Origin of the sequence: Micromonospora sp. NPDC050200, from assembly GCF_040656135.1 — a bacterium.
Taxonomy (GTDB): domain Bacteria; phylum Actinomycetota; class Actinomycetes; order Mycobacteriales; family Micromonosporaceae; genus Micromonospora.
Map to the genome: position 1 here is coordinate 1 of NZ_JBFALG010000025.1, position 18,384 is coordinate 18,384.

15 protein-coding genes and 2 pseudogenes are annotated in these 18,384 nt (G+C 75.3%); 6 read left to right on the forward strand and 11 right to left on the reverse strand.

Features of this window, described 5'->3' with window-relative positions; all coding sequences use genetic code 11:
* Positions 1–1,963: pseudogene (locus tag AB0I41_RS18060) on the reverse strand (hypothetical protein); the annotation flags it as partial.
* A gap of 150 nt (positions 1,964–2,113) precedes the next feature.
* Between AB0I41_RS18060 and AB0I41_RS18065 the strand changes: the two are divergent.
* Positions 2,114–2,752: a TetR/AcrR family transcriptional regulator gene (locus AB0I41_RS18065; RefSeq protein ID WP_357108454.1), complete on the forward strand. Its 639-nt coding sequence runs from the start codon at positions 2,114–2,116 to the stop codon at positions 2,750–2,752.
* A gap of 65 nt (positions 2,753–2,817) precedes the next feature.
* Entirely contained in the window at positions 2,818–3,045 is a 228-nt protein-coding gene (locus AB0I41_RS18070) for a DUF3107 domain-containing protein (protein ID WP_088960194.1), read from the forward strand.
* 54 nt (positions 3,046–3,099) lie between these two features.
* On the opposite strand, the gene AB0I41_RS18075 is transcribed toward AB0I41_RS18070, so the two are convergent.
* Positions 3,100–3,747, reverse strand: coding sequence for a ferritin-like fold-containing protein (locus AB0I41_RS18075; RefSeq protein WP_357108457.1), 648 nt, complete (start codon positions 3,745–3,747; stop codon positions 3,100–3,102).
* 290 nt (positions 3,748–4,037) lie between these two features.
* Here AB0I41_RS18075 and AB0I41_RS18080 point away from each other — a divergent pair, with 290 nt between their 5' ends.
* The 3 genes from AB0I41_RS18080 (at position 4,038) to AB0I41_RS18090 (ending at position 7,988) form a co-directional block, all read left to right on the forward strand.
* Positions 4,038–5,729 carry a DEAD/DEAH box helicase gene (locus AB0I41_RS18080; RefSeq protein ID WP_357108459.1) on the forward strand — a complete coding sequence of 564 codons (1,692 nt, stop codon included), beginning with the start codon at positions 4,038–4,040 and terminating at the stop codon, positions 5,727–5,729.
* A 461-nt stretch (positions 5,730–6,190) separates the two neighbouring features.
* Positions 6,191–7,348 carry an SAM-dependent methyltransferase gene (locus AB0I41_RS18085; RefSeq protein ID WP_357108462.1) on the forward strand — a complete coding sequence of 386 codons (1,158 nt, stop codon included), beginning with the start codon at positions 6,191–6,193 and terminating at the stop codon, positions 7,346–7,348.
* A gap of 223 nt (positions 7,349–7,571) precedes the next feature.
* Positions 7,572–7,988, forward strand: a complete 417-nt coding sequence (locus tag AB0I41_RS18090) for a helix-turn-helix domain-containing protein (RefSeq protein WP_357108465.1) — start codon at positions 7,572–7,574, stop codon at positions 7,986–7,988.
* 32 nt (positions 7,989–8,020) lie between these two features.
* On the opposite strand, the gene AB0I41_RS18095 is transcribed toward AB0I41_RS18090, so the two are convergent.
* The 4 genes from AB0I41_RS18095 to AB0I41_RS18110 all read right to left on the reverse strand — a co-directional run bounded on the left by AB0I41_RS18095 (position 8,021) and on the right by AB0I41_RS18110 (position 13,616).
* Positions 8,021–8,971, reverse strand: a complete 951-nt coding sequence (locus AB0I41_RS18095) for a hypothetical protein (RefSeq protein ID WP_357108659.1) — start codon at positions 8,969–8,971, stop codon at positions 8,021–8,023.
* 163 nt (positions 8,972–9,134) lie between these two features.
* Entirely contained in the window at positions 9,135–9,362 is a 228-nt protein-coding gene (locus AB0I41_RS18100) for a heavy metal-associated domain-containing protein (protein ID WP_357108468.1), read from the reverse strand.
* A 121-nt stretch (positions 9,363–9,483) separates the two neighbouring features.
* Complete coding sequence (locus AB0I41_RS18105) at positions 9,484–11,622, reverse strand: DEAD/DEAH box helicase (RefSeq protein ID WP_357108472.1); 2,139 nt, start codon at positions 11,620–11,622, stop codon at positions 9,484–9,486.
* A gap of 56 nt (positions 11,623–11,678) precedes the next feature.
* A complete protein-coding gene (locus tag AB0I41_RS18110) occupies positions 11,679–13,616 on the reverse strand; it encodes a BTAD domain-containing putative transcriptional regulator (protein ID WP_357108474.1) in 1,938 nt (645 codons plus the stop codon).
* Positions 13,617–13,759: 143 nt separating this feature from the next.
* Here AB0I41_RS18110 and AB0I41_RS18115 point away from each other — a divergent pair, with 143 nt between their 5' ends.
* On the forward strand, positions 13,760–14,584 hold the full coding sequence (locus AB0I41_RS18115) for a hypothetical protein (RefSeq protein ID WP_357108477.1): 825 nt from the start codon (positions 13,760–13,762) through the stop codon (positions 14,582–14,584).
* 67 nt (positions 14,585–14,651) lie between these two features.
* Here AB0I41_RS18115 and AB0I41_RS18120 read toward each other — a convergent pair.
* The 5 genes and pseudogenes from AB0I41_RS18120 to AB0I41_RS18140 all read right to left on the reverse strand — a co-directional run.
* Positions 14,652–14,738, reverse strand: a pseudogene (locus AB0I41_RS18120) (short-chain dehydrogenase); the annotation flags it as partial.
* Positions 14,739–14,896: 158 nt separating this feature from the next.
* Positions 14,897–16,012: a branched-chain amino acid ABC transporter permease gene (locus AB0I41_RS18125; protein WP_357108479.1), complete on the reverse strand. Its 1,116-nt coding sequence runs from the start codon at positions 16,010–16,012 to the stop codon at positions 14,897–14,899.
* On the reverse strand, positions 16,009–16,917 hold the full coding sequence (locus AB0I41_RS18130; RefSeq protein ID WP_357108481.1) for a branched-chain amino acid ABC transporter permease: 909 nt from the start codon (positions 16,915–16,917) through the stop codon (positions 16,009–16,011). Before AB0I41_RS18130 ends, AB0I41_RS18125 begins: the two co-directional genes overlap by 4 nt.
* Complete coding sequence (locus tag AB0I41_RS18135; protein ID WP_357108484.1) at positions 16,914–17,642, reverse strand: ABC transporter ATP-binding protein; 729 nt, start codon at positions 17,640–17,642, stop codon at positions 16,914–16,916. Before AB0I41_RS18135 ends, AB0I41_RS18130 begins: the two co-directional genes overlap by 4 nt.
* Complete coding sequence (locus AB0I41_RS18140) at positions 17,639–18,382, reverse strand: ABC transporter ATP-binding protein (RefSeq protein ID WP_357108487.1); 744 nt, start codon at positions 18,380–18,382, stop codon at positions 17,639–17,641. Before AB0I41_RS18140 ends, AB0I41_RS18135 begins: the two co-directional genes overlap by 4 nt.
* Positions 18,383–18,384 lie beyond the last annotated feature (2 nt).

Genomic DNA, 18,384 nt, shown 5'->3' on the forward strand with positions numbered 1-18,384 from the left:
ACGAGAGCCTGCGCAAGCGGTCGACCGGCCTGCAGGGGCGTAAGGCCGACCCGGCGGAGATCGCCTCCACCATCGCCTTCCTCGCCTCCCCGGAGACGAACGACGCCTCCGGGGAGAGGGTGCGGCGCAGCGCGGCGTCGCGCACGCCGGCCACCTCCCGTACGGCGTCGAGAATGGCGTTGACGTCGAAGCCCTCCGGCCGCTCCCGCAGCGGGGCGGGCTCGTCGTCGCGGCGCAGGTGGGTGGCTATGCGGGCGAGTTCCGGGGTCTCGGCGGGTGGCTCCACGGCTGGCGGCTCCGGCACGACGGGCACGTCCGGCTCGGCGGGGACGCGCTGCGGCAGCACCGCCGCGCCGGTGTCCGGCGTCCGGTCGGCGACGGCCGGCTCGGCCGGGGGTGCCGGGGGTGCCGGATCGGGGGCGGAGCGGCGGGCCGCGTACGGGGGTGCGCTCGTCGGGGCGGGCGCGGACGAGGTGCGGTCGAGGCGGCGCGGCCCGCTCGTGGCGGAGTCTGGCGCGGCGCGGGAACCGGCGGCGGCCGGCGGGTGGCCGGGAAGCTCCGTCGGGGCGGTCTCCACCGGCACGGACCGGAGCCGGAACGGCCGGTCGGCCCGATCGGTGGTCGGGGTGGTGTCGGCGGCCGGCTCCTCCGTCAGGACGGGCGGCGCGGCGGCGGGCGGGGCGCCGGAGGAGGCGGTGGCCGGTGGGGCGCTGGAGGGGGCGGTGGCCGGTGGGGCGCTGGAGGGGGCGACGGGAGACGGCGCGGCGGCGGAGCGACCGCCGGTCCACGCAACGGACTCGTCGACGGCGGACCGCTCCGGGACGGGCCGGTCGGTGGGGCGGGTCGACGCCTCCCGCTCGGCGCGGGTCAGCTCGTACGGCCCGGGCACCTCGGACCGCACCGGCTCGTACGGCCGGGCCGGCTCGGCGCGCACCGGCTCGTACGGCCGGGCCGGCTCGGCGCGCACCGGCTCGTACGGCCGGGCCGGCTCGGCCGGCCACTCCGTCGTCCGGTCCGACCGGGACCGGCGGCCCGGCGGCGGCTCGTCCTCGCGCGCCCACGGCGGCGCCCAGCCTCCGCCCCAGCTCGGGCGGTTCCAGCTCGGGCCGGACCAGTCCGGTTCGTCGGCCGGACGGTGGCCGGGACCGGCGAAGGGCTGCTCGGCGGCGTGCGGGGCGTCCTCGGCCCGCCGGTCCGGCGCACCGCGGGCGCCCGCCTCGTCGCCACCGCGGGCCCCCGCCGACTCGCTCGGGGAGCCGGGGTGGAAACGGTCCGTCCAGGCACCGGGCGTGTCGGGCGGGAACGGGTCGGCCTCGGCCCGGTCGGCCTGGCCCCGGTCGGCCTGCGGAGCGTGGAAGCCCGGCGGGACCTCGAAGCCGGAGGCGGCGGTGCCGACCGGCGGCACCTGCACGGCCGGCGGCGCGGACGTGGGGAAGCCCCCCTCCGCCCAGCGGCTCGCCCGGGGCGGTTCCTCGGCGGAGTGCCACCCGACGGCGTCCGGGTCGGCCGGCCCGTGTTGCTGCTCGGTCGGCGGCGCCGGCCGCTGCGCCGGTACGACCAGCCGGCCGCCGTCGGCATCCCGCCGCAGGTCGGCGCCGAAGCGGGGCGCGTCGGCGGGCGGGGCGCTCATCGGGGACGGCCGGCCGCGCGGCGGCTCCTCACCCGGGTGGCTGACGCCGTTGAGGTGGGCTCGCCCGTTGCGCGGCTCGGGGTCGGGATCGGGGTCGGTCAGGGGCGCCGGCAGGTCGCCGTGGCGCGGGGAGGAGGCGTCCCAGCCGGTTGCCGGGTCGGGCCGGTGCCAGGGGGCGGCGGTGTCCCGGTACGCGGGGGCGTCGGCCCCGCCGGACCACCCGGTCGCCGGGGGTGCCCACCCGCTGCCGGAACGGGTCAGGTCGTCCTGCTGACCCGTTCCGTCACCGTGCTCTCCCGGGGTGGCGGCACCGGGTTGCCCTGATTCACTCACCGCGCGCTCCTTGGTCGCCCCCGCTGAGGCTACCGTGTGGTGACAGTGGCGATAAGTTACAGCGGCGGGCCAATTCCGGGACCGGGGTACATGCCCCCACCGGTAGGGGGTAAAAGTGCCGGCTCGTACGAAAGAAACTCGGAGGTTCCCATGACCGCTGTGGGGAACGGTTCGCAGACCGCCGGCCGGCCCACCCGCCTGCCCCGTTCGGCGCGCCGCAAGCAGCTGCTCGCGGCGGCGCAGGAAGTGTTCGTCGCGCAGGGTTACCACGCCGCCGCGATGGACGACATCGCCGAGCGGGCCGGGGTTTCCAAGCCGGTTCTGTACCAGCACTTCCCGGGCAAGATGGAGCTCTACCTGGCGCTGCTCGACACGCACTGCGACGCCATCGTCGCCAAGGTGCACGACGCGATGCGCGGGACGAACGACAACAAGGAGCGGGTCGGCGCCTCGGTGCGCGCGTACTTCGACTTCGTCGACCACGAGAGCGAGGCGTTCCGCCTCGTCTTCGAGTCGGACCTGCGCAACGATCCGGCGGTCCGCCAGCGGGTGGAGCGGGTCGAACAGGGCTGCATCGCGGCGATCACCGACACCATCATCTCGGACACCGGGGTCAGCCGGGCGCACGCCGAACTGCTCGCCTCCGGCCTGGTCGGGGCGGCCGAGACGGCCGCCCAGTTCTGGTTGGCCGGCGGTCGCCAGGTGCCCAAGGCGGAGGCGGAGGCGCTGGTCGCGGCGCTGTCCTGGCGTGGTATCGCGAGCTTCCCGCTGCAAGGTGAGTCAGCCTGAACATCCGGCCCCGAGATCGGATAGCCTTCCCATCGGCGGCTCTTTCGCCCACCTGAGGAGGCACAGTGGAGGTCAAGATCGGCGTGCAGTACGCGCCGCGCGAGCTGGTTCTGGAGAGCGCGCAGTCGCCGGCCGAGATCGAGCAGATCGTGACCGACGCCTTCGGCAAGGACGAGGGGACGCTGTCCCTGACCGACGAGAAGGGCCGGCGGGTCATCGTGCCGGTCAACAAGGTCGCCTACGTCGAGATCGCCGAGGCGTCCCCGCGGGCGGTCGGGTTCACCGTCCGCTGATCCGTTCCGGCCCCCCGCGGCGGGTGCGCCCGCCGCGGGCCGGGCCCGGTCCCGTCAGTTGTTCAGCCCGGCGGCGGCCATCCGGGCGGTGTGGTTGGCGGTGAGCCGCCGGAACATCGCCGGCACGTCCGCCCCGTCCCGCGCGATCAGCGCCGTCAGCGCGCCCCGGTCCGCCGCCGCGACCCGGCCTGCCTGGGACAGCGCCTCGCCGACGAGCCGGCGCGCCCACATGGAGAGCCGGTTGGCCACCCGCGGGTCGGCCTCGATCGCCGCCCGCATCTCGGCCGCGGCGAACTCGGCGTACCGGGATTCGTGGAGCACGTCGAGGACCAGCTGCCGGTCCGGCTCGTCGAGCGTGTCGGCGATCCCGCTGAGGAAGTCGTCGGTGATCGCGTCGCCGACGTACGCCTTGGTGACCGCCTCCAGCCAGTCCTTCGGCTCGGTCGAGTCGTGGTACGCCTGCAACGGCGCGACGTACGGCGCCATCACGTCGTCGGGCAGCGCCCCGAGCGCGGCGAGCCGGTCGGCGAGGCGCCGGTAGTTGCCGATCTCAGCGGCCGCCATCTCGCTCAGCGCGGCCCGGCGGCGCAGGTCGGGGGCGAGCCGGGCGTCGGCTGCCATCCGGTCGAAGGCGAGCAGCTCGCCGTAGGCCACCAGGCCGAGCAGGTCGACCACGGCCTCGGGTGTTGTCGGGGCGGACACGTGCGCAGGGTACCGCCCAAACCGGACGACCGAAGCCCCCGCGCAGTGGCGTAGGTCACAATTGCGACCCCCGGAGAAGACCTGGCCAGTGCGCTCCGGGACCGGCGGAGGATCGCTCAGCTAGTATGGAGCAGTTGCCGCGGGCGCCGATCTGATCGAAGTCCTGCCTGCGGCGCGCGTGCGGCCCGGTCCGGCTCGGCGATCCGCCCCCGACCGCGTGGCCCGCGCCATACCGATCGCGCCCTGAGGACAAGACGGGGCGCACCACGAGAGGGCACCCCCAGATCCAGATGAGCGAACAGATTCTCGAAGAGCTGGGTGGCCAGGAGCTGGTCCCCACCGCCCCGGTTCGTCCGGAGGCTCCCACTTTCGCCGCGCTCGGCGCGCGGCCCGAGACCGTCGAGGCGCTGGCCGCGGCGGGCATCACCCGCGCCTTCGCGATCCAGGAGTACGCGCTCCCCATCGCGCTGCGCGGCACCGACCTGATCGGCCAGGCGCCGACCGGCACCGGGAAGACCCTCGGCTTCGGCGTACCGCTGCTGGAGCGGGTCTTCGCGCCGGGCGAGGGCAGCGACGGCGTGCCCCAGGCCCTGGTCGTCGTCCCCACCCGCGAGCTGGGCATCCAGGTCGCCAAGGACCTCGCCGCCGCGGGCCGCACCCGGGGCGTGCGGGTGCTGCCGATCTACGGCGGCGTGGCGTACGAGCCGCAGATCGACGCGCTGCGCAAGGGCGTCGAGATCCTGGTCGGCACGCCCGGCCGCCTGATGGACCTGCAGAAGCAGAAGCACCTGCGGCTCGACCGGGTACGCGCACTGGTGCTCGACGAGGCCGACCGGATGCTCGACCTGGGCTTCCTGGACGACGTCGAGAAGATCCTGGCGATGCTGCCGGAGGACCGGCAGACGATGCTCTTCTCGGCCACCATGCCGGACCCGATCGTCGCCCTGTCCCGGCGCTTCCTGCGCCGGCCGGTGACCATCCACGCCGGGCACACCGCCGAGACCGGCCCGTCGCCGCAGACCCAGCAGCTGGTCTACCGCACCCACTCGATGAACAAGGTCGAGATCGTGGCCCGGATCCTCCAGGCCGAGGGGCGCGGGCTGACCATGATCTTCACCCGCACCAAGCGGGCCGCCGACCGGGTCGCCGAGGACCTCGACTTCCGCGGCTTCGCGGTCGCCGCCGTCCACGGCGACCTGGGCCAGGGCGCGCGGGAGCGGGCGCTGCGGGCGTTCCGCGCCGGCAAGATCGACATCCTGGTCGCCACCGACGTGGCGGCGCGCGGGCTCGACGTCACCGGCGTCACCCACGTCATCAACTACGACTGCCCCGAGGACCAGGACACCTACACCCACCGGATCGGTCGTACCGGCCGGGCCGGGGCCACGGGCGTCGCGGTGACCTTCGTCGACTGGGACGACATGCCCCGCTGGCGGATCATCGACAAGACCCTCGGCCTGGAGATGCCGGAGCCGCCGGAGACGTACCACACCTCTCCGCACCTCTACACCGACCTCGACATCTCCCCCGAGGTCTCCGGCACCCTGCCGACCGCCGAGCGGACCCGGGCCGGGCTCTCCGCCGAGGTCGAGGAGGACCTGGGCGGCCGGCCGCGGCGCGGCGAGGGCGGCCGGGGCTCCCGGCGCGGCGAGGGCCACGGTGAGAGCCGGGGCCGGGGCGAGCGCCGACGCGGCGGTCGCGCCGACGCGGACACGCCGGACGGTCGCGCCGACGCGGACACGCCGGACGCCGAGGCGTCGGCTGACGCCGCCGCCGAGGGCACCCGCACTCCGCGCCGCCGGCGCCGCCGCCGGGCTGGCGAGATGATCGTGGGCGAGTCGACCGGTGCGGTCGCCACCGACGCGGGCTCCCCGGAGCCGGCCATGGCCGCCGCCGAGGGCGAGTCGTCGAAGCCGCGCCGCCGCCGGCGCCGCCGTGGTGGCGCCGGTGCCGGTACGCCGGCCGAGGCGATCGCCGACTGACCTTCGCGATACCCGACGTCCCCCGCGCCGAACACCGGCCCGGGGGACGTCCCCTTTCCCCGGTGGCGGCCTTCTGACCGGGCGAACGGGCCCGTCGGCGCGGCCCTCACGGCGGGCGGCAACCGGCGGGAGGTGGGACCGACCGGCGGGAGGTCGCGCCGGCGCTGCAACCGGCCGCCTCCACCCGGCCCGACCCTCGCCCCGGACCCGGACCGAGACCCGGACCGGCCTTCGACCGGGCTGGGTGCCCCTCCCGCACGCTCTGCACCGCTGAAGCGGAGGCAACACCTGAGGGCGTTCAGTGTTGCCGGAAGGGCAGCAGAGCAAGAGCGTCTCCGCCCGGTGCGCCGGTGCCGGCCGACACGCCGGAGGCGGGTGCGCCGGCGTGGTGGACGAGCGACGCACCCCACCCTGCGGCGGCCCGCCGACGGGCGGCCCGGACCGGGAAGGATGATGGTGGGATGCCGGAACCGTTGGACGCCGCCCTGACCGAGGTCCGGGCCCTGCTGCTCGACCCCGCGTTGACCCGCGCCGTCGCCGCCGGCCGCCGCCGCGGGCAGCGCCCCTCGGCGGTCCGCGCCGAACTGCGCCCGGTCGCCCTCAAGGCCGGCCCCCGATTGCAGATCTCCACCTCCGACGGCGCCCGGCCGTACACCCGCAACGTGGCCCCGGGCGCGGAAGCCGGCGCGGCGGTCGACGCGCTGCTGGCCGAGCCGTTCGGCAACTGGCACGTGGAGACGGCCGACGCCACGCTCCAGCTCCGGGTGACCAAGTCCGGCGAGGCGCAGGTGCACCGCGCCGTGGCGAGCCGGCCGGCGGCCGAGCCGGGCGGGCACGACCGCGCCAAGGAGTACCTGCTCGACCCGGGCGACCCGATCTTCGCCGAGATCGGCGGCTCAGCCGCCAAGCGCCGCCAGGTCGACGCGTTCCTGCGCGCGCTCGCCGCCACCCTCCCCGACGAGCTGACCGGTCCCTTGCGCGTGGTGGACCTGGGCTGCGGCAACGCGTACCTGACCTTCGCCGCCCACCGCTACCTGACCCAGCGGGGTCTCGACGTCGAGCTGGTCGGCGTGGACGTCCGCGAGGACCAGCGCCGGCGCAACACCGAGCTGGCCGAGCGGCTCGGCTGGGCGGACAAGGTCTCCTTCGTGGCCGGCACCATCGCCGACGCGGTGGTCGAGCCCGCCCCCGACCTGGTGCTGGCGTTGCACGCCTGCGACACCGCCACCGACGAGGCGCTGGCCCGCGCGGTGCGGTGGAACGCCCGCTGGGTGCTCGCCGCCCCGTGCTGCCACCACGACCTCGCCGCGCAGCTGCGCGCCCACCCGGCCCCCGCGCCGTACGAGCTGCTGACCCGGCAGGGCATCCTGCGGGAACGCTTCGCCGACGTGCTCACCGACTCGCTGCGCGCCGGCCTGCTCCGGCTGCACGGCTACCGGGCCGAGGTGGTGGAGTTCGTCGACTCCCGGCACACCCCGCGCAACCTGCTGATCCGGGCCCGCCGCACCGGCACCGCGCCCACCGAGGGGCAGCGTGCCGAGTACCGCGACCTGGTCGACCAGTGGCGGATCACCCCGCGCCTGGAGACGCTGCTGACCGAGGCCGACCCGACGACCTGAGACCGGCAGGGCACCTGCTGCTCCTCATCGTGTCCCGGACGCGGCGGTGGCCACGGTGCTGGCGACGACACCGGCACGGGGCCGGGCCACGCACCCCGACCCTCGGGATCCCGCGGACGGAATCGTCGGGTCGGACGGTCAATTGCTCCGACGCCCTGTCGTACTACCCTTGGGATCGCGCACCGAATCTGGGCTCCGGCCGGAAAGGGACGACCCCGCAGGAATGGGCTCCGCAGAGATATCACCACAGATGGCGTTCGCACGCTTCGTGCGACGTGCCATCGACGACGCCCGCGACGAGCGGGGTTGGACGGTGAGCGACCTGGCGGCGCACACCGGGATCGGCCGGTCCACCGTCTTCCGGTGGCTGGCCGGCGACTGGCAGGACTATCCGGAGCTGGCCAAGGTGCGCGGCTTCTGCGCCGCGCTGGACCTGCCGGTCGCGGCGGCGTTCCGGGCGCTCGGGCTGCCCGACGCCGGGCCGACGCCGCGCCGCCGCGTCGACGACGCCCCGGTCGAGGCGGACGTGCGGGTCATCCTGGAACGGCTGGCCGACCCGACCGTGCCGGCCGAGGAGAAGCACCACATCCGCGACCTGCTCCGCTACCTGGCCCGCCGGCCGGTCCGCCGGGCCGGCTGAGCGACCGGTCGCCCGCCCCGGGCGGACCGCCGTCAGGGCACGGTGACGGTGAACTCGGCGGTTCGCACCACGCCCGCCACCTGGAAGTCCAGGTACATCCGATAGCGGCCCGGCCCCGGCGCGGTCAGCCAGAAGGTGACCGTGTCGCCCGTCGGCGTCGCCACCGGGTGCACGTGCAGGTGACCCAGGTCGCCCTCGCGGAGCGCGACCAGGTGGCCGTACGCGCCGAGGTAGCGCTCCAGCGCGGCGGGGGCGTCACCGGCGCTGACGTGGAAGCGCAGCGGGAGGGCTTTGCCGACCTCCGGGGTGCCCTCGTACCCGACGGTGAAGCCGTCGACGGTCGTGGTGGTGGCCGGGGCGGGCAGCGGCCGGGGGGTGTGGTCGCCGGGCGAGACCAGGTCCACCCCGAGGGTCGCCGCCGTCTGCCGGCCGTCGTCGGCGACCGCGGTGAAGTCGGCGTACGCCCGCCAGACGCCGGGCTCTCCCAGGGTCAGCGGTACGGACCAGGTGCCGTCGGACGCCATCGTCGGGTGCAGGTGCTGGTAGCCGGTGAGGTCCCGGCGCACCACGATCAGGTGCATCGGCTTGTCGTGCACGACGGCGAACCGGGTGACCGGCCGCCGCTGCTCGTCGCGTACCTGGAAGCGGAACTCGCCGGCCCGGCCGGCGCCGAACTCCACCGTCGACGGGGTGAGGGTGTAGCCGGCGGAGGTGACCGAGAACCCGCCGGCGCCGCTGTCGGCGGCCTGGTCGGTGCCGGTGCCGTGCTCGTGCGCGCCGGTGCCGGGGGCGTGGGTGTGGTCGCCGGTGGCCGGGGCGGCGCTCGTTCCGGAGGGCGTGGTCGGGCCGGGGTTGGCCCGGCCGAGGCCGAAGCCGAGCAGCACCGCGAGCACCAGCCCGCCGACGGTCAGCGCCAGCCGCAGCGTGCTCCGGTCCGCCCCCGCCGAATGCCCGTCCGCCGCGAAGCCCACGCCACCGGCCAGGTGGGCGTCGACCGCGCCGCCGTCGACCGGGTGCGCCTCGACCGCCGATGGGCGCGCATCGTCCGCCGGGCGGGCGTCGGCCGTGCCGAGCCGCTCGCCGTCCGTCACCCCGGGACGCCCGCCGTCGGCGACCTCGGGAAGGACCGGCGGGGTGGGCGGGTGCTCAGGCACCGCCGACGGCCAGTTCGTACCCCGCCTCGTCCACGGCGGCCCGGACCGACGCCTCCGGCAGCGGCGCGGCGCTGGTGACCGTCACGGTGCCGGCGGCCAGGTTGACCCGCACCTCGTCGACGCCGGGCAGCGCGGACAGCTCCTCGGTGACCGCGCGCACGCAGTGCTCGCAGGTCATCCCGGTGACGGCATAGGTCTGCGTGACGGTTCGCTCGGCCATGCGTCCACGGTACCGCCGATCCGGATGCCGACCGGCGCGCGGACGGCGACCGTGGTGACGGTCGCAATCCGCCCGCGCCGGGAACTTTCCCGCCCCGACGGGGCGAGCACCGGCAGGGCGCTCAGCCGGCGACGGCGAGGGCCAGCGGGAGCACGTCCGGGGCGCCGGCCCGGCGCAGCAGCCGGGCCACCATGGTCAGCGTCCAGCCGGAGTCGACCAGGTCGTCGACGAGCAGCACCGGCCCGTCCAGTCCGGCCAGCGCGTCGACCAGTTCGTCCGGCACGGCGAACGCGTCGTGCAGCGCGCGTACCCGCTGGGCGCTGTTGCCGCGCGGCCCGCCGGCCCCGGCGGACCCGGTCGGGACCACCCGGCCGAGCAGCGGCAGCCGGCCCACCGCGGCGATCCGCTCGGCCAGCGAGCCGACCAGCGCGGGGCGCGTGCGGGACCCGACGGCGACCACGCCGACCGGGCGGCGCGGCCACGGGTCGTCGCCGTGCGCCCACGCCTTCAGCACCTCCACCACGGCCGCCGCCACGTCGTCGGGGACCGGGCCGTCCGCCGCCTCCGGCCCGACCAGGCCGCGCAGCCGCCCACCCCAGCCCAGGTCCGACAGGCGTCCCACGGCCCGCCCGGGCAGCGCCTGCTCACCGGCAGGAATCCGCCCCTTGAGGGGTACGCCGACCGCGTCCAGCCCGGTCGGCCAGAGCTTCTTCGGCGGGATCTCCACGCCGGGGCGGCCCAGGAAGGTCTGCGCGGCGGTCAGCGCGGCGTCGGAGACCTCGGGCGTGAACAGCGGCTCGGCGCAGCGGTCGCACCGGCCGCAGTCGCCCGCCCCGGTGTCGTCCAGGCACTCGCGCAGGTAGCGCATCCGGCAGCCGGTCGTGGTCGCGTACTCCCGCATGGCCTGCTGCTCGGCGGTGCGCGCCTGGGCGACGCGGCGCAGCCGGGCCTCGTCGTAGACCCAGGGCTCGCCGGTGGCGAGCCAGCCGCCGCGGACCCGGCGGACCGCGCCGTCGACGTCGAGCACCTTCAGCATCAGCTCCAGCCGGGCCCGGCGCAGGTCGACCATCGGTTCGAGGGCCTGGGTGGAGAGCGGCCGGTCGGTGCGCAGGGCGGCGAGCACCGCGCGGACCTGCTCCTCGGGCGGGAAGGCGAGCGAGGCGAAGTACCGCCAGATGGCCGCGTCCTCGACGCCGGGCAGCAGCAGCACCTCGGCGTGCTCGACGGCCCGACCGGCCCGGCCGACCTGCTGGTAGTAGGCGATCGGCGAGGGCGGCGCGCCGAGGTGCACCACGAAGCCGAGGTCCGGCTTGTCGAAGCCCATGCCCAGCGCGGAGGTGGCGACCAGCGCCTTGATCTTGTTGTCCAGCAGGTCCTGCTCGGCGGCACGGCGATCGGCGTCCTCGGCCTGGCCCGTGTAGGAGGCCACCGACCAGCCGCGCGAGCGGAGGAACTCGGCGGTCTCCCCCGCCGCCGCGACGGTCAGCGTGTAGACGATCCCGGAGCCGGGGAGCCGGTCCAGGTGGTCGGCGAGCCAGGCCAGCCGGTGCGCCGGGCTCGGCAGATCGAGTACGCCCAGCCGCAGCGACTCGCGGTCGAGGGTGCCGCGCAGCACCAGGGCGTCGCCCAACTGCTCGGCGACGTCGGCGGTGACCCGTTCGTTGGCGGTGGCGGTGGTGGCCAGCACCGGGGTGCGCTCCGGCAGGTTGCCGAGGAAGGTCCGCAGCCGGCGGTAGTCCGGCCGGAAGTCGTGCCCCCAGTCGGAGACGCAGTGCGCCTCGTCCACCACCAGCAGCCCGGTGGTGGCGGCCAGTTTCGGCAGCACGGTGTCCCGGAAGTCCGGGTTGTTGAGCCGTTCCGGGCTGATCAGCAGCACGTCCACCCCGCCGGCGTGGATCTCGGCGGTGATCTCGTCCCACTCGTCGAGGTTGGCGGAGTTGATGGTGCGGGCCCGGATGCCCGCCCGGGCCGCCGACTCCACCTGGTTGCGCATCAGCGCCAGCAGCGGCGACACGATCACGGTCGGGCCGGCGACGTCCCCGCCGCCACCCTGACCGCGTTCGCGCAGCAGGGCGGTGGCCACGAAGTACACCGCCGACTTGCCCCAGCCGGTGCGCTGCACGCACAGCACCCGACGCCGGTCCACCACCAGCGCCTCGATCGCCCGCCACTGGTCCTCGCGGAGCCGGGCGTGCTCGCCGGCCAGCCGGCGCAGCACCGCCTCGGCCCGCTCCCGTACCGCCGCCCGATCCTGGCTCATCCGGCATTTCTACCAGCGCCGCCGGACACCGCCGAGCCGCCGGGCGGTTCGCCCGGTCACTGTGGCGCGGTCGACGGGGCCGGGGCGGGCGGTACGGGTGGCAGGAAGACGAGGACGTCGCGCAGGCCGTCGGTGACGGTCGGCGGGAGCAGGCAGCGCCCGGCCAGTTCCTCCATCGACCCGAACGGACCGCGCAACCAGCGGTCCATCACGACCTGGCGGCGTTGCTCCGGGCTGAGCCCCGGCAGCCCCGCGAGCACGTGGTCGGGGACCGCGTTGACGTCGACCAGCCCGCCGTCGTCGAAGGCCCGGGGCAGGTCGGGGCGGCCGATGGCCAGCTCGTACCGGGCCGCCGGATAGTGGTGCAGCAGATAGCGGGCCTGCTCACGGCGTACCCGGCGATGCTCCCCGAGCGGGTCCGACGGCGGGCTCCCGGTGCCGGTGATCGCCTGCCAGATCCCCCGGCTGAGCAGCACGACGTGCCCGGCCCCGAGCAGCCAGCAGAGCGCCACCAGCCCCAGGACGAGCACCACCTCGCCGTACGACGGTTCCGCGTCGGGGTCGCCGGTGGCCAGCACCCCGAACGCCACGGCCGCGGCGGCCAGGTACCCGAGGGCCGCCAGCCCGAGCCGCCAACTGCGCCGCCACAGCGCGTACGCGCCGATCACCACCCAGGTGAAGCAACCGAACGAGAGCAGCGCCAGGGCGCCACCGGCGATGGTGCCCAGCGCGCTCGCCCAGCCGGGCGCCTGCCGGGACGGACGCCCGGGCGCCGGCGGCTCGGGCAGGAACGGCGGCGGCCCGCCGGGGTACGCCGCGGGGGTGCCCGGAGTGGGAGGTGGGACGGTCGACACCGAGGGGGCCATGCCGTACGGGACGGGTGCCGGGGGCACGGGCGGCGCCGGAGCGGGACCCGCCGCAGGTGCGTCCGGGGCCGGACCGACCGAGGTCGGACCGGCCGAGGTCGGACCGACCGGGGCCGGACCGGCCGAGGTCGGGACCGGGGTGCCCGGTTCCGGGGCCTGGTTTCCCGGAGCGGGGGCTGAGGTCCGCTGCTGCGGGATCTGCTTCCCCGGATCGGGGGCCGAGCTGATCTGCTGCGGGACCTGGTTCCCGGGAGAGACCGGGGCCGTTGGAGCCGGGGTCGGTGCCGGGACTGCCGTGGCCGGAGCCGAGGGCGAGGCCAGCGGGGACGGGGCGGGCTGCCCGACCGCGCCGGCGGGCAGGAGCGACGGGTCGGAGCGCAGAATGCGCCGGTGCAGCTCCTGGAGCGCGTTGCCCGGCTCGATGCCGTACTCCTCGCGCAGCAGGTCGCCGATCTCCCGGTACGCGGCGAGCGCCTCGGCCTGCCGGCCGCTGCGGTAGAGCGCCAGCATCAGCTGGTGCCGCAGCCGCTCCCGCAGCGGAAACTCGGCCACCAGCTCCACCAGCTCCCCGGTCAGCTCGCGGTGCCGGCCCAGCTCCAGCTCCAGCTCGACCCGGGTCTCCAGGGCGGCGGCGCGCAGCTCGACCAGGCGGTGCCGCGCCGACTCGAAGAGCGGACCGGGCAGGCCGGCCAGCGGTTCGCCGCGCCACAGCTCGGTGGCCGCCCGCAGCTCGGCGACCGCGTCGACGGCCCGCCCCTCGGCGCGCAGCCCGCGCGCCCGGTGCACCGACCGTTCGAACAGGATGGCGTCCACCGCCTCCGGCGGCACCCGCAGCCGGTAGCCCGCCTCGGTGAGGGTGAGCACCTGACCGGGCGTACGCGGGGAGCGGGCCGGTTCCAGCACCCGGCGCAGCCCGGCGACGTACTTCTGCACGACGTTGGGACCGTTGGCCGGCGGGTCCTCCGGCCAGACCGCGTCGACGATCTGCCCGGTCGGCACCGGGCGGCCGGCGGAGAGCAGCAGCACGGCCAGCGCGGCGCGCTGCTTGCCGGGGCCGGTGTCGATCTCCCGGTCGTCGTACCAGGCCCGCTGAGGACCGAGGATCTCGAAGCGCAGCGTTCCTGACATGCGAATTTCCGCTCCTGACACCCCCGCTCGTGCCGGCGGCAGCCGCACGGCAGTCGGACGGCAGCATAGCGGCAGCGATCCCGCAGTGGCGGCCCGCAGCATCGTCATCGGCAACCGCCGGACATGCGAGAGAGAGAACACCGATGACACAGCGCACCCGTACCACCGGGCTTTTCCGTCGGGTCGTCACCACCGCCACCGCCGCCCTGGCCGCGACCGCCCTGGCCGCCGGCTGCGACGCCGGCGACGCCGATCGGGCGGCCGCGCCGGCGGGGTCGAGCGCCGCGCCGACGCCGAAGGAGGTGCTGCTCGCGGCCGTCCCGGACGGTACGGAGGGGACGTTCCGGTTCACCGGCCGCGACTCGTCCAGCGACCTCTCCGGACTGGTCGACCCGACGGCGAAGGGCGCCGAGCTGACCACCGCCGTCAAGGACCCCGAGCTCGGCTTCACCACCCGGATGTCGTTCCGGATCGTCGCCGACCAGACCTGGATGAAGGTGAAGTTCGCCGGCACGAAGGGGCTGACCGGCCTGCCGAAGCTGCCCGACCGCTGGCTGAAGCTGGACCGTGCGCGGCTCACCGACTCCGGCAACGCGCCGGTCTACGACGGCGCGGACGTCGGCAACACCGGCCCGCTGATCGAGGCGGCGACGGCGGTCGAGGAGCAGGGCGCCGGCCGGTACGCCGGGACCGTCGACCTGACCGCCGGCGAGGCGGCGAAGGTGCTCGACGCGGACGAGATGACCGCGCTCGGCGACGCGGCGAAGGCGGTGCCGTTCACGGCCGAGGTCGGCCCGGACGGCAACCTCGCCAAGTTGACCCTCCAGGTGCCGGCGGCGGGCCGACGCAAGGCGTACGCGTACGCGGTCGAGTACCGCGACTACGGCACCGCCCCGAAGGTCACCGCGCCCACGGGCGGCGCCGCGCAGGACGCGCCGAAGGTGGCGTACGACCTGCTCAACGGCTGACCGAGGACGACAGACGGGGACGCGGCCACACGGGGGGCCGCGTCCCCGCCCGCGTTCCCGAGTTGGGTCAGCGGCCGAGCACGGACCCGCCGTTGACCCCGAGCACCTGCCCGGTGACGTACCCGGCCGAGGGGCCGGCCAGGTAGCGGACCGCCGTTGTTGACCAGCACGTCGACCGCCCGCTCCCCCACGGCCGCCCGGACCCGGTCGAGCTGCTCCGGGTCATGAGGTTAGCGGCGGTCACGTCGGCGTGTCGCCCCGCCAACTTCATGATCAACGGGGGTAAAGGGAGGTGGGAAGGGGGTGGGGGGGTTAGTGGGGGCGGCGGGGGTTCAGGGCTCGGGTCAGGGGGGTCAGGCGGGTGGTGAGGCTGGCCAGGCCGCCGGGGAAGAAGTAGACGGCCAGGATGAACACCGTGCCCAGGACGAACAGCGGCTGGCTCAGCGGGTGGCTGAGGACGGCCGGGAGGCTCTCCACCGCGTCGCTGGTGCCGAAGGCGGTGAGGCGGTGGTCCAGGTACATGTAGAGGATGCCACCGAGCACCGGACCCCAGCGGGTGCCGGGGCCGCCGAGCACCACCATCACCAGCAGCGACAGGGTCAGCTCCGAGGAGGTGATGTGCGGCGAGGCGCCACCGATGATCAGGCAGTAGACCGCCCCGCCGGCCGCGGCGAGGCCGCCGGCCAGGGTGAACGCCACCAGCTTGAACCGGTACGGGTCGAGCCCGAGCACCCCGATCCGCCGCTCGTCGTCGCGCAGCCCGGCCAGTACCCGACCGGTGGGTGAGCCGGAGACCCGGTGCACCACGAAGACCACGATCGCCAGGTACGCCAGCGCCAGCCAGTACAGGTTGACCGTGTTGGTCACCCCGACCAGTGCCGGCGGCAGCCCGGAGACGTCCAGCGGCAGCCCCTCCTCACCGCCGGTCCACCCGCCGAAGTCACGGGCCACCAGGATCGCCCCGACCTGGGCGAAGGCGAGCGTCACCATGGCGAAGGCGATCCCGACGGTGCGCAGCGCGATCGCGCCGAGCAGCGCGGCCAGGGTCGTCGCCCCGGTGACGGTGAGCAGCGCCGCCTGCCAGAGCGGCAAATCGGCCCGGGTGACCAGGATGTCGGTGCCGTACACGCCGGCGGCGAAGTAGAGCGCGTGCCCGAACGACAGCATCCCGGTACGGCCGAAGAGCAGGTCGTACCCGGCCGCCAGCCCGCCGAAGACCAGGCAGACGGCGAGCAGTTGCAGGGTGCCCGGAGAGTTCAGCGGCCCCTCGAAGACCCCCGGCAGGGTGAGCGTCGAGTACGGCACGATCGCCGCCACCGCCAGCGCCACCAGCGGCAGCCACGGCCGCACCGCGTGCCAGCGTCGCGACTGCGGGGTCAGCTCGGCGGGGACCCGCGCCGGGGGCGCGTCGACCATGGAGTCGGTCATGCGTGTGCCACCTTTCCGGCGAAACCCTGCGGACGCAGCAGCAGCACCACGGCGAGCAGCGCCACCACACAGATGTCGCCGGCGCCCGACAGGTTCTCGGAATACTGCACGGCGTAGTAGTTGACGAACTGCTGCAGCAGCGCGACCGCGACCGCCGCGTACGCGGACCCGATCACCGAGCCCATCCCGCCGATCACCACCACGATGAACGCGAAGATCAGCAGCGAGCCGCCCTGGCCGGGCGAGACCGTGCCGTAGAAGGTGCTGCCCAGCGCGCCGGCCAGCGCGGCGGCGGCCCCGCCGATCGCGAAGACCAGGGTGAACGCCTTGCGCACGTCGATGCCCAGCGCGGTCACCATCTCCCGGTTCTCCACCCCGGCCCGGATGATCAGGCCGTAGCGGGTCCAGCGGAGGAAGGCGAGCAGCGCGCCGAGCACCAGCACCGCGGCGACGATCAGCAGCAGCCCGCCGTTGGGCACGTTCGCGCCGAGGATCGAGGTCACCTGGCGCGTCCACTCGGGGCGCGGGAACGGGCGCGGATCGGCGCCCCAGGTCGCCTGGAGCAACGCCACCCCGGCCAGCGACAGGCCGACGGTGACCAGCACCTGCTCGATGGTCCGCGAGTAGAGCGGCCGGATCAGCACCAGCTCCACCAGCACCGCGACGAGCGCCCCGGCGAGCACGCCGAAGGCGACGGCCACCACGAACCCGAACCCGTCGGAGCCGGCGCCGGGCAGGTTGCCCGCGGCCCACCAGGTGGCGTACGCGCCGACGCCGAGGAAGAGCCCGTGCGCGAAGTTGAGCACGTCGGCCAGGCCGAAGACCAGGGAGAGGCCGGAGGCGACCAGGAAGTAGAGCGCCGCCAGGCCGAGCCCGGTCAGCGTCAGCAGGATCACCGTGTTCATGCGTGCGCCTCCGCCGAGCCGACCCCGAGCAGCGACTTCGTCAGCCCGGTCTCCAGCAGCAGTTCCTTCGCGTCACCGGCCCAGGCGACCTTGCCCGCGGCGAGCACCACCGCGTCCCGGGCCAGCCGCCGGACCACGGCAAGGTTCTGCTCGACCAGCAGCACCGGCACGGACTCGGCCACCCGTTCCAGCACCTCGGCCACCTCGGTCACCACCTTCGGCGCCAACCCCTTCGTCGGCTCGTCGACCAGCAGCAGCCGGTTGTCGTTGAGCAGCACCCGGCCGATGGCGAGCATCTGCTGCTGCCCGCCGGAGAGCGAGCCGGCCCGTTGCCGTCCGCGCCGGTCCAGCTCCGGGAAGAGAGCGAAGACCTTGTCGTACGCGGGGGTGGTGCCCCGCCGTTCGGCGAGCCGCAGGTTCTCCGCGACGGTGAGGCCGGCGAAGACGCACCGGTCCTCCGGCACGTAGCCGAGCCCGCCGCGGACCAGCCGGTGGGTGGGGCGGGCGAGTAGGCTCTGCGCGCCCATCCGGATGGTGCCCCGGACCTCGCCCCCCGGCGGTGTCAGGCCGACGATCGCGCGCAGCGTGGTGGTCTTGCCGACGCCGTTGCGCCCGAGCAGCACGGTCACCCCGGTCGGCGCGACCGTGAACGACACGCCCTGGAGGATGTGCAGCCCGGCGATCCGTACCGACAGGTCCTCGACGCTGAGAACCGGTTCACTCATAGCGACTCTCCGAGGTAGGCCTCCTGGACGGTGGCGTTGGCCATCACGGTGTCCGGGGTGTCGCAGGCCAGCAGCGCGCCGTGGTGCATCACGGCGATCCGGTCGGCGAGTTCCAGGATCACGTCCATGTGGTGTTCGACCATCAGTACCGCCCGGCTGCTGTCGCCGGTCAGCGACTTGATCACCGCGACCAGCTCGGGCACGTCCTCGGCGCTGACGCCGGCCATCGGCTCGTCCAGCAGCATCACCCGGGGTTCCCCGGCGAGCAGCAGGGCGATCTCCAGCTTGCGCTTCTCGCCGTGGGCGAGGGTGCCGGCGAGCGCCGTACCCCGGTGGTGCAACCCGACGCGGTCGAGCGCCGCGTCGGCGGCGGCGGCCACCTCCCGGTCGGCCGCCGCCCGCCGCCACAGCTTCATCGAGCCCCCGCGGTACGCCTGCACCGCGAGCCGGACGTTCTCCCGGACGGTGAGCGAGCCGAAGACCGAGGACGCCTGGAAGGTGCGTCCCAGCCCGAGGCGGGCCCGCCGGTGCGGCGGGAGGGCGGTGACGTCCTCCCCGTCCAGCAGGATCCGGCCCTCGGTCGGCCGGCGCAGGCCGGTGATCAGGTTGAACAGGGAGGTCTTGCCGGCGCCGTTCGGCCCGATCACGCCCAGGAACTCCCCGGGCGCCAGGTCGAGGTAGACGCTGTCGACAATGGCGACCTCTCCGATTCGCCAGGTCAGACCGCGGGTGGCGAGCACGG

What these genes read in the sequence shown, in the direction of transcription:
- AB0I41_RS18125 (WP_357108479.1), bottom strand. Translation starts at nt 16,012, where the DNA reads ATGACCGACTCCATGGTCGACGCGCCCCCGGCGCGGGTCCCCGCCGAG.
- AB0I41_RS18135 (WP_357108484.1), bottom strand. Translation starts at nt 17,642, where the DNA reads ATGAGTGAACCGGTTCTCAGCGTCGAGGACCTGTCGGTACGGATCGCC.
- AB0I41_RS18110 (WP_357108474.1), bottom strand. Translation starts at nt 13,616, where the DNA reads ATGTCAGGAACGCTGCGCTTCGAGATCCTCGGTCCTCAGCGGGCCTGG.
- AB0I41_RS18130 (WP_357108481.1), bottom strand. Translation starts at nt 16,917, where the DNA reads ATGAACACGGTGATCCTGCTGACGCTGACCGGGCTCGGCCTGGCGGCG.
- AB0I41_RS18090 (WP_357108465.1), top strand. Translation starts at nt 7,572, where the DNA reads ATGGGCTCCGCAGAGATATCACCACAGATGGCGTTCGCACGCTTCGTG.
- AB0I41_RS18100 (WP_357108468.1), bottom strand. Translation starts at nt 9,362, where the DNA reads ATGGCCGAGCGAACCGTCACGCAGACCTATGCCGTCACCGGGATGACC.
- AB0I41_RS18065 (WP_357108454.1), top strand. Translation starts at nt 2,114, where the DNA reads ATGACCGCTGTGGGGAACGGTTCGCAGACCGCCGGCCGGCCCACCCGC.
- AB0I41_RS18085 (WP_357108462.1), top strand. Translation starts at nt 6,191, where the DNA reads ATGCCGGAACCGTTGGACGCCGCCCTGACCGAGGTCCGGGCCCTGCTG.
- AB0I41_RS18105 (WP_357108472.1), bottom strand. Translation starts at nt 11,622, where the DNA reads ATGAGCCAGGATCGGGCGGCGGTACGGGAGCGGGCCGAGGCGGTGCTG.
- AB0I41_RS18080 (WP_357108459.1), top strand. Translation starts at nt 4,038, where the DNA reads ATGAGCGAACAGATTCTCGAAGAGCTGGGTGGCCAGGAGCTGGTCCCC.
- AB0I41_RS18115 (WP_357108477.1), top strand. Translation starts at nt 13,760, where the DNA reads ATGACACAGCGCACCCGTACCACCGGGCTTTTCCGTCGGGTCGTCACC.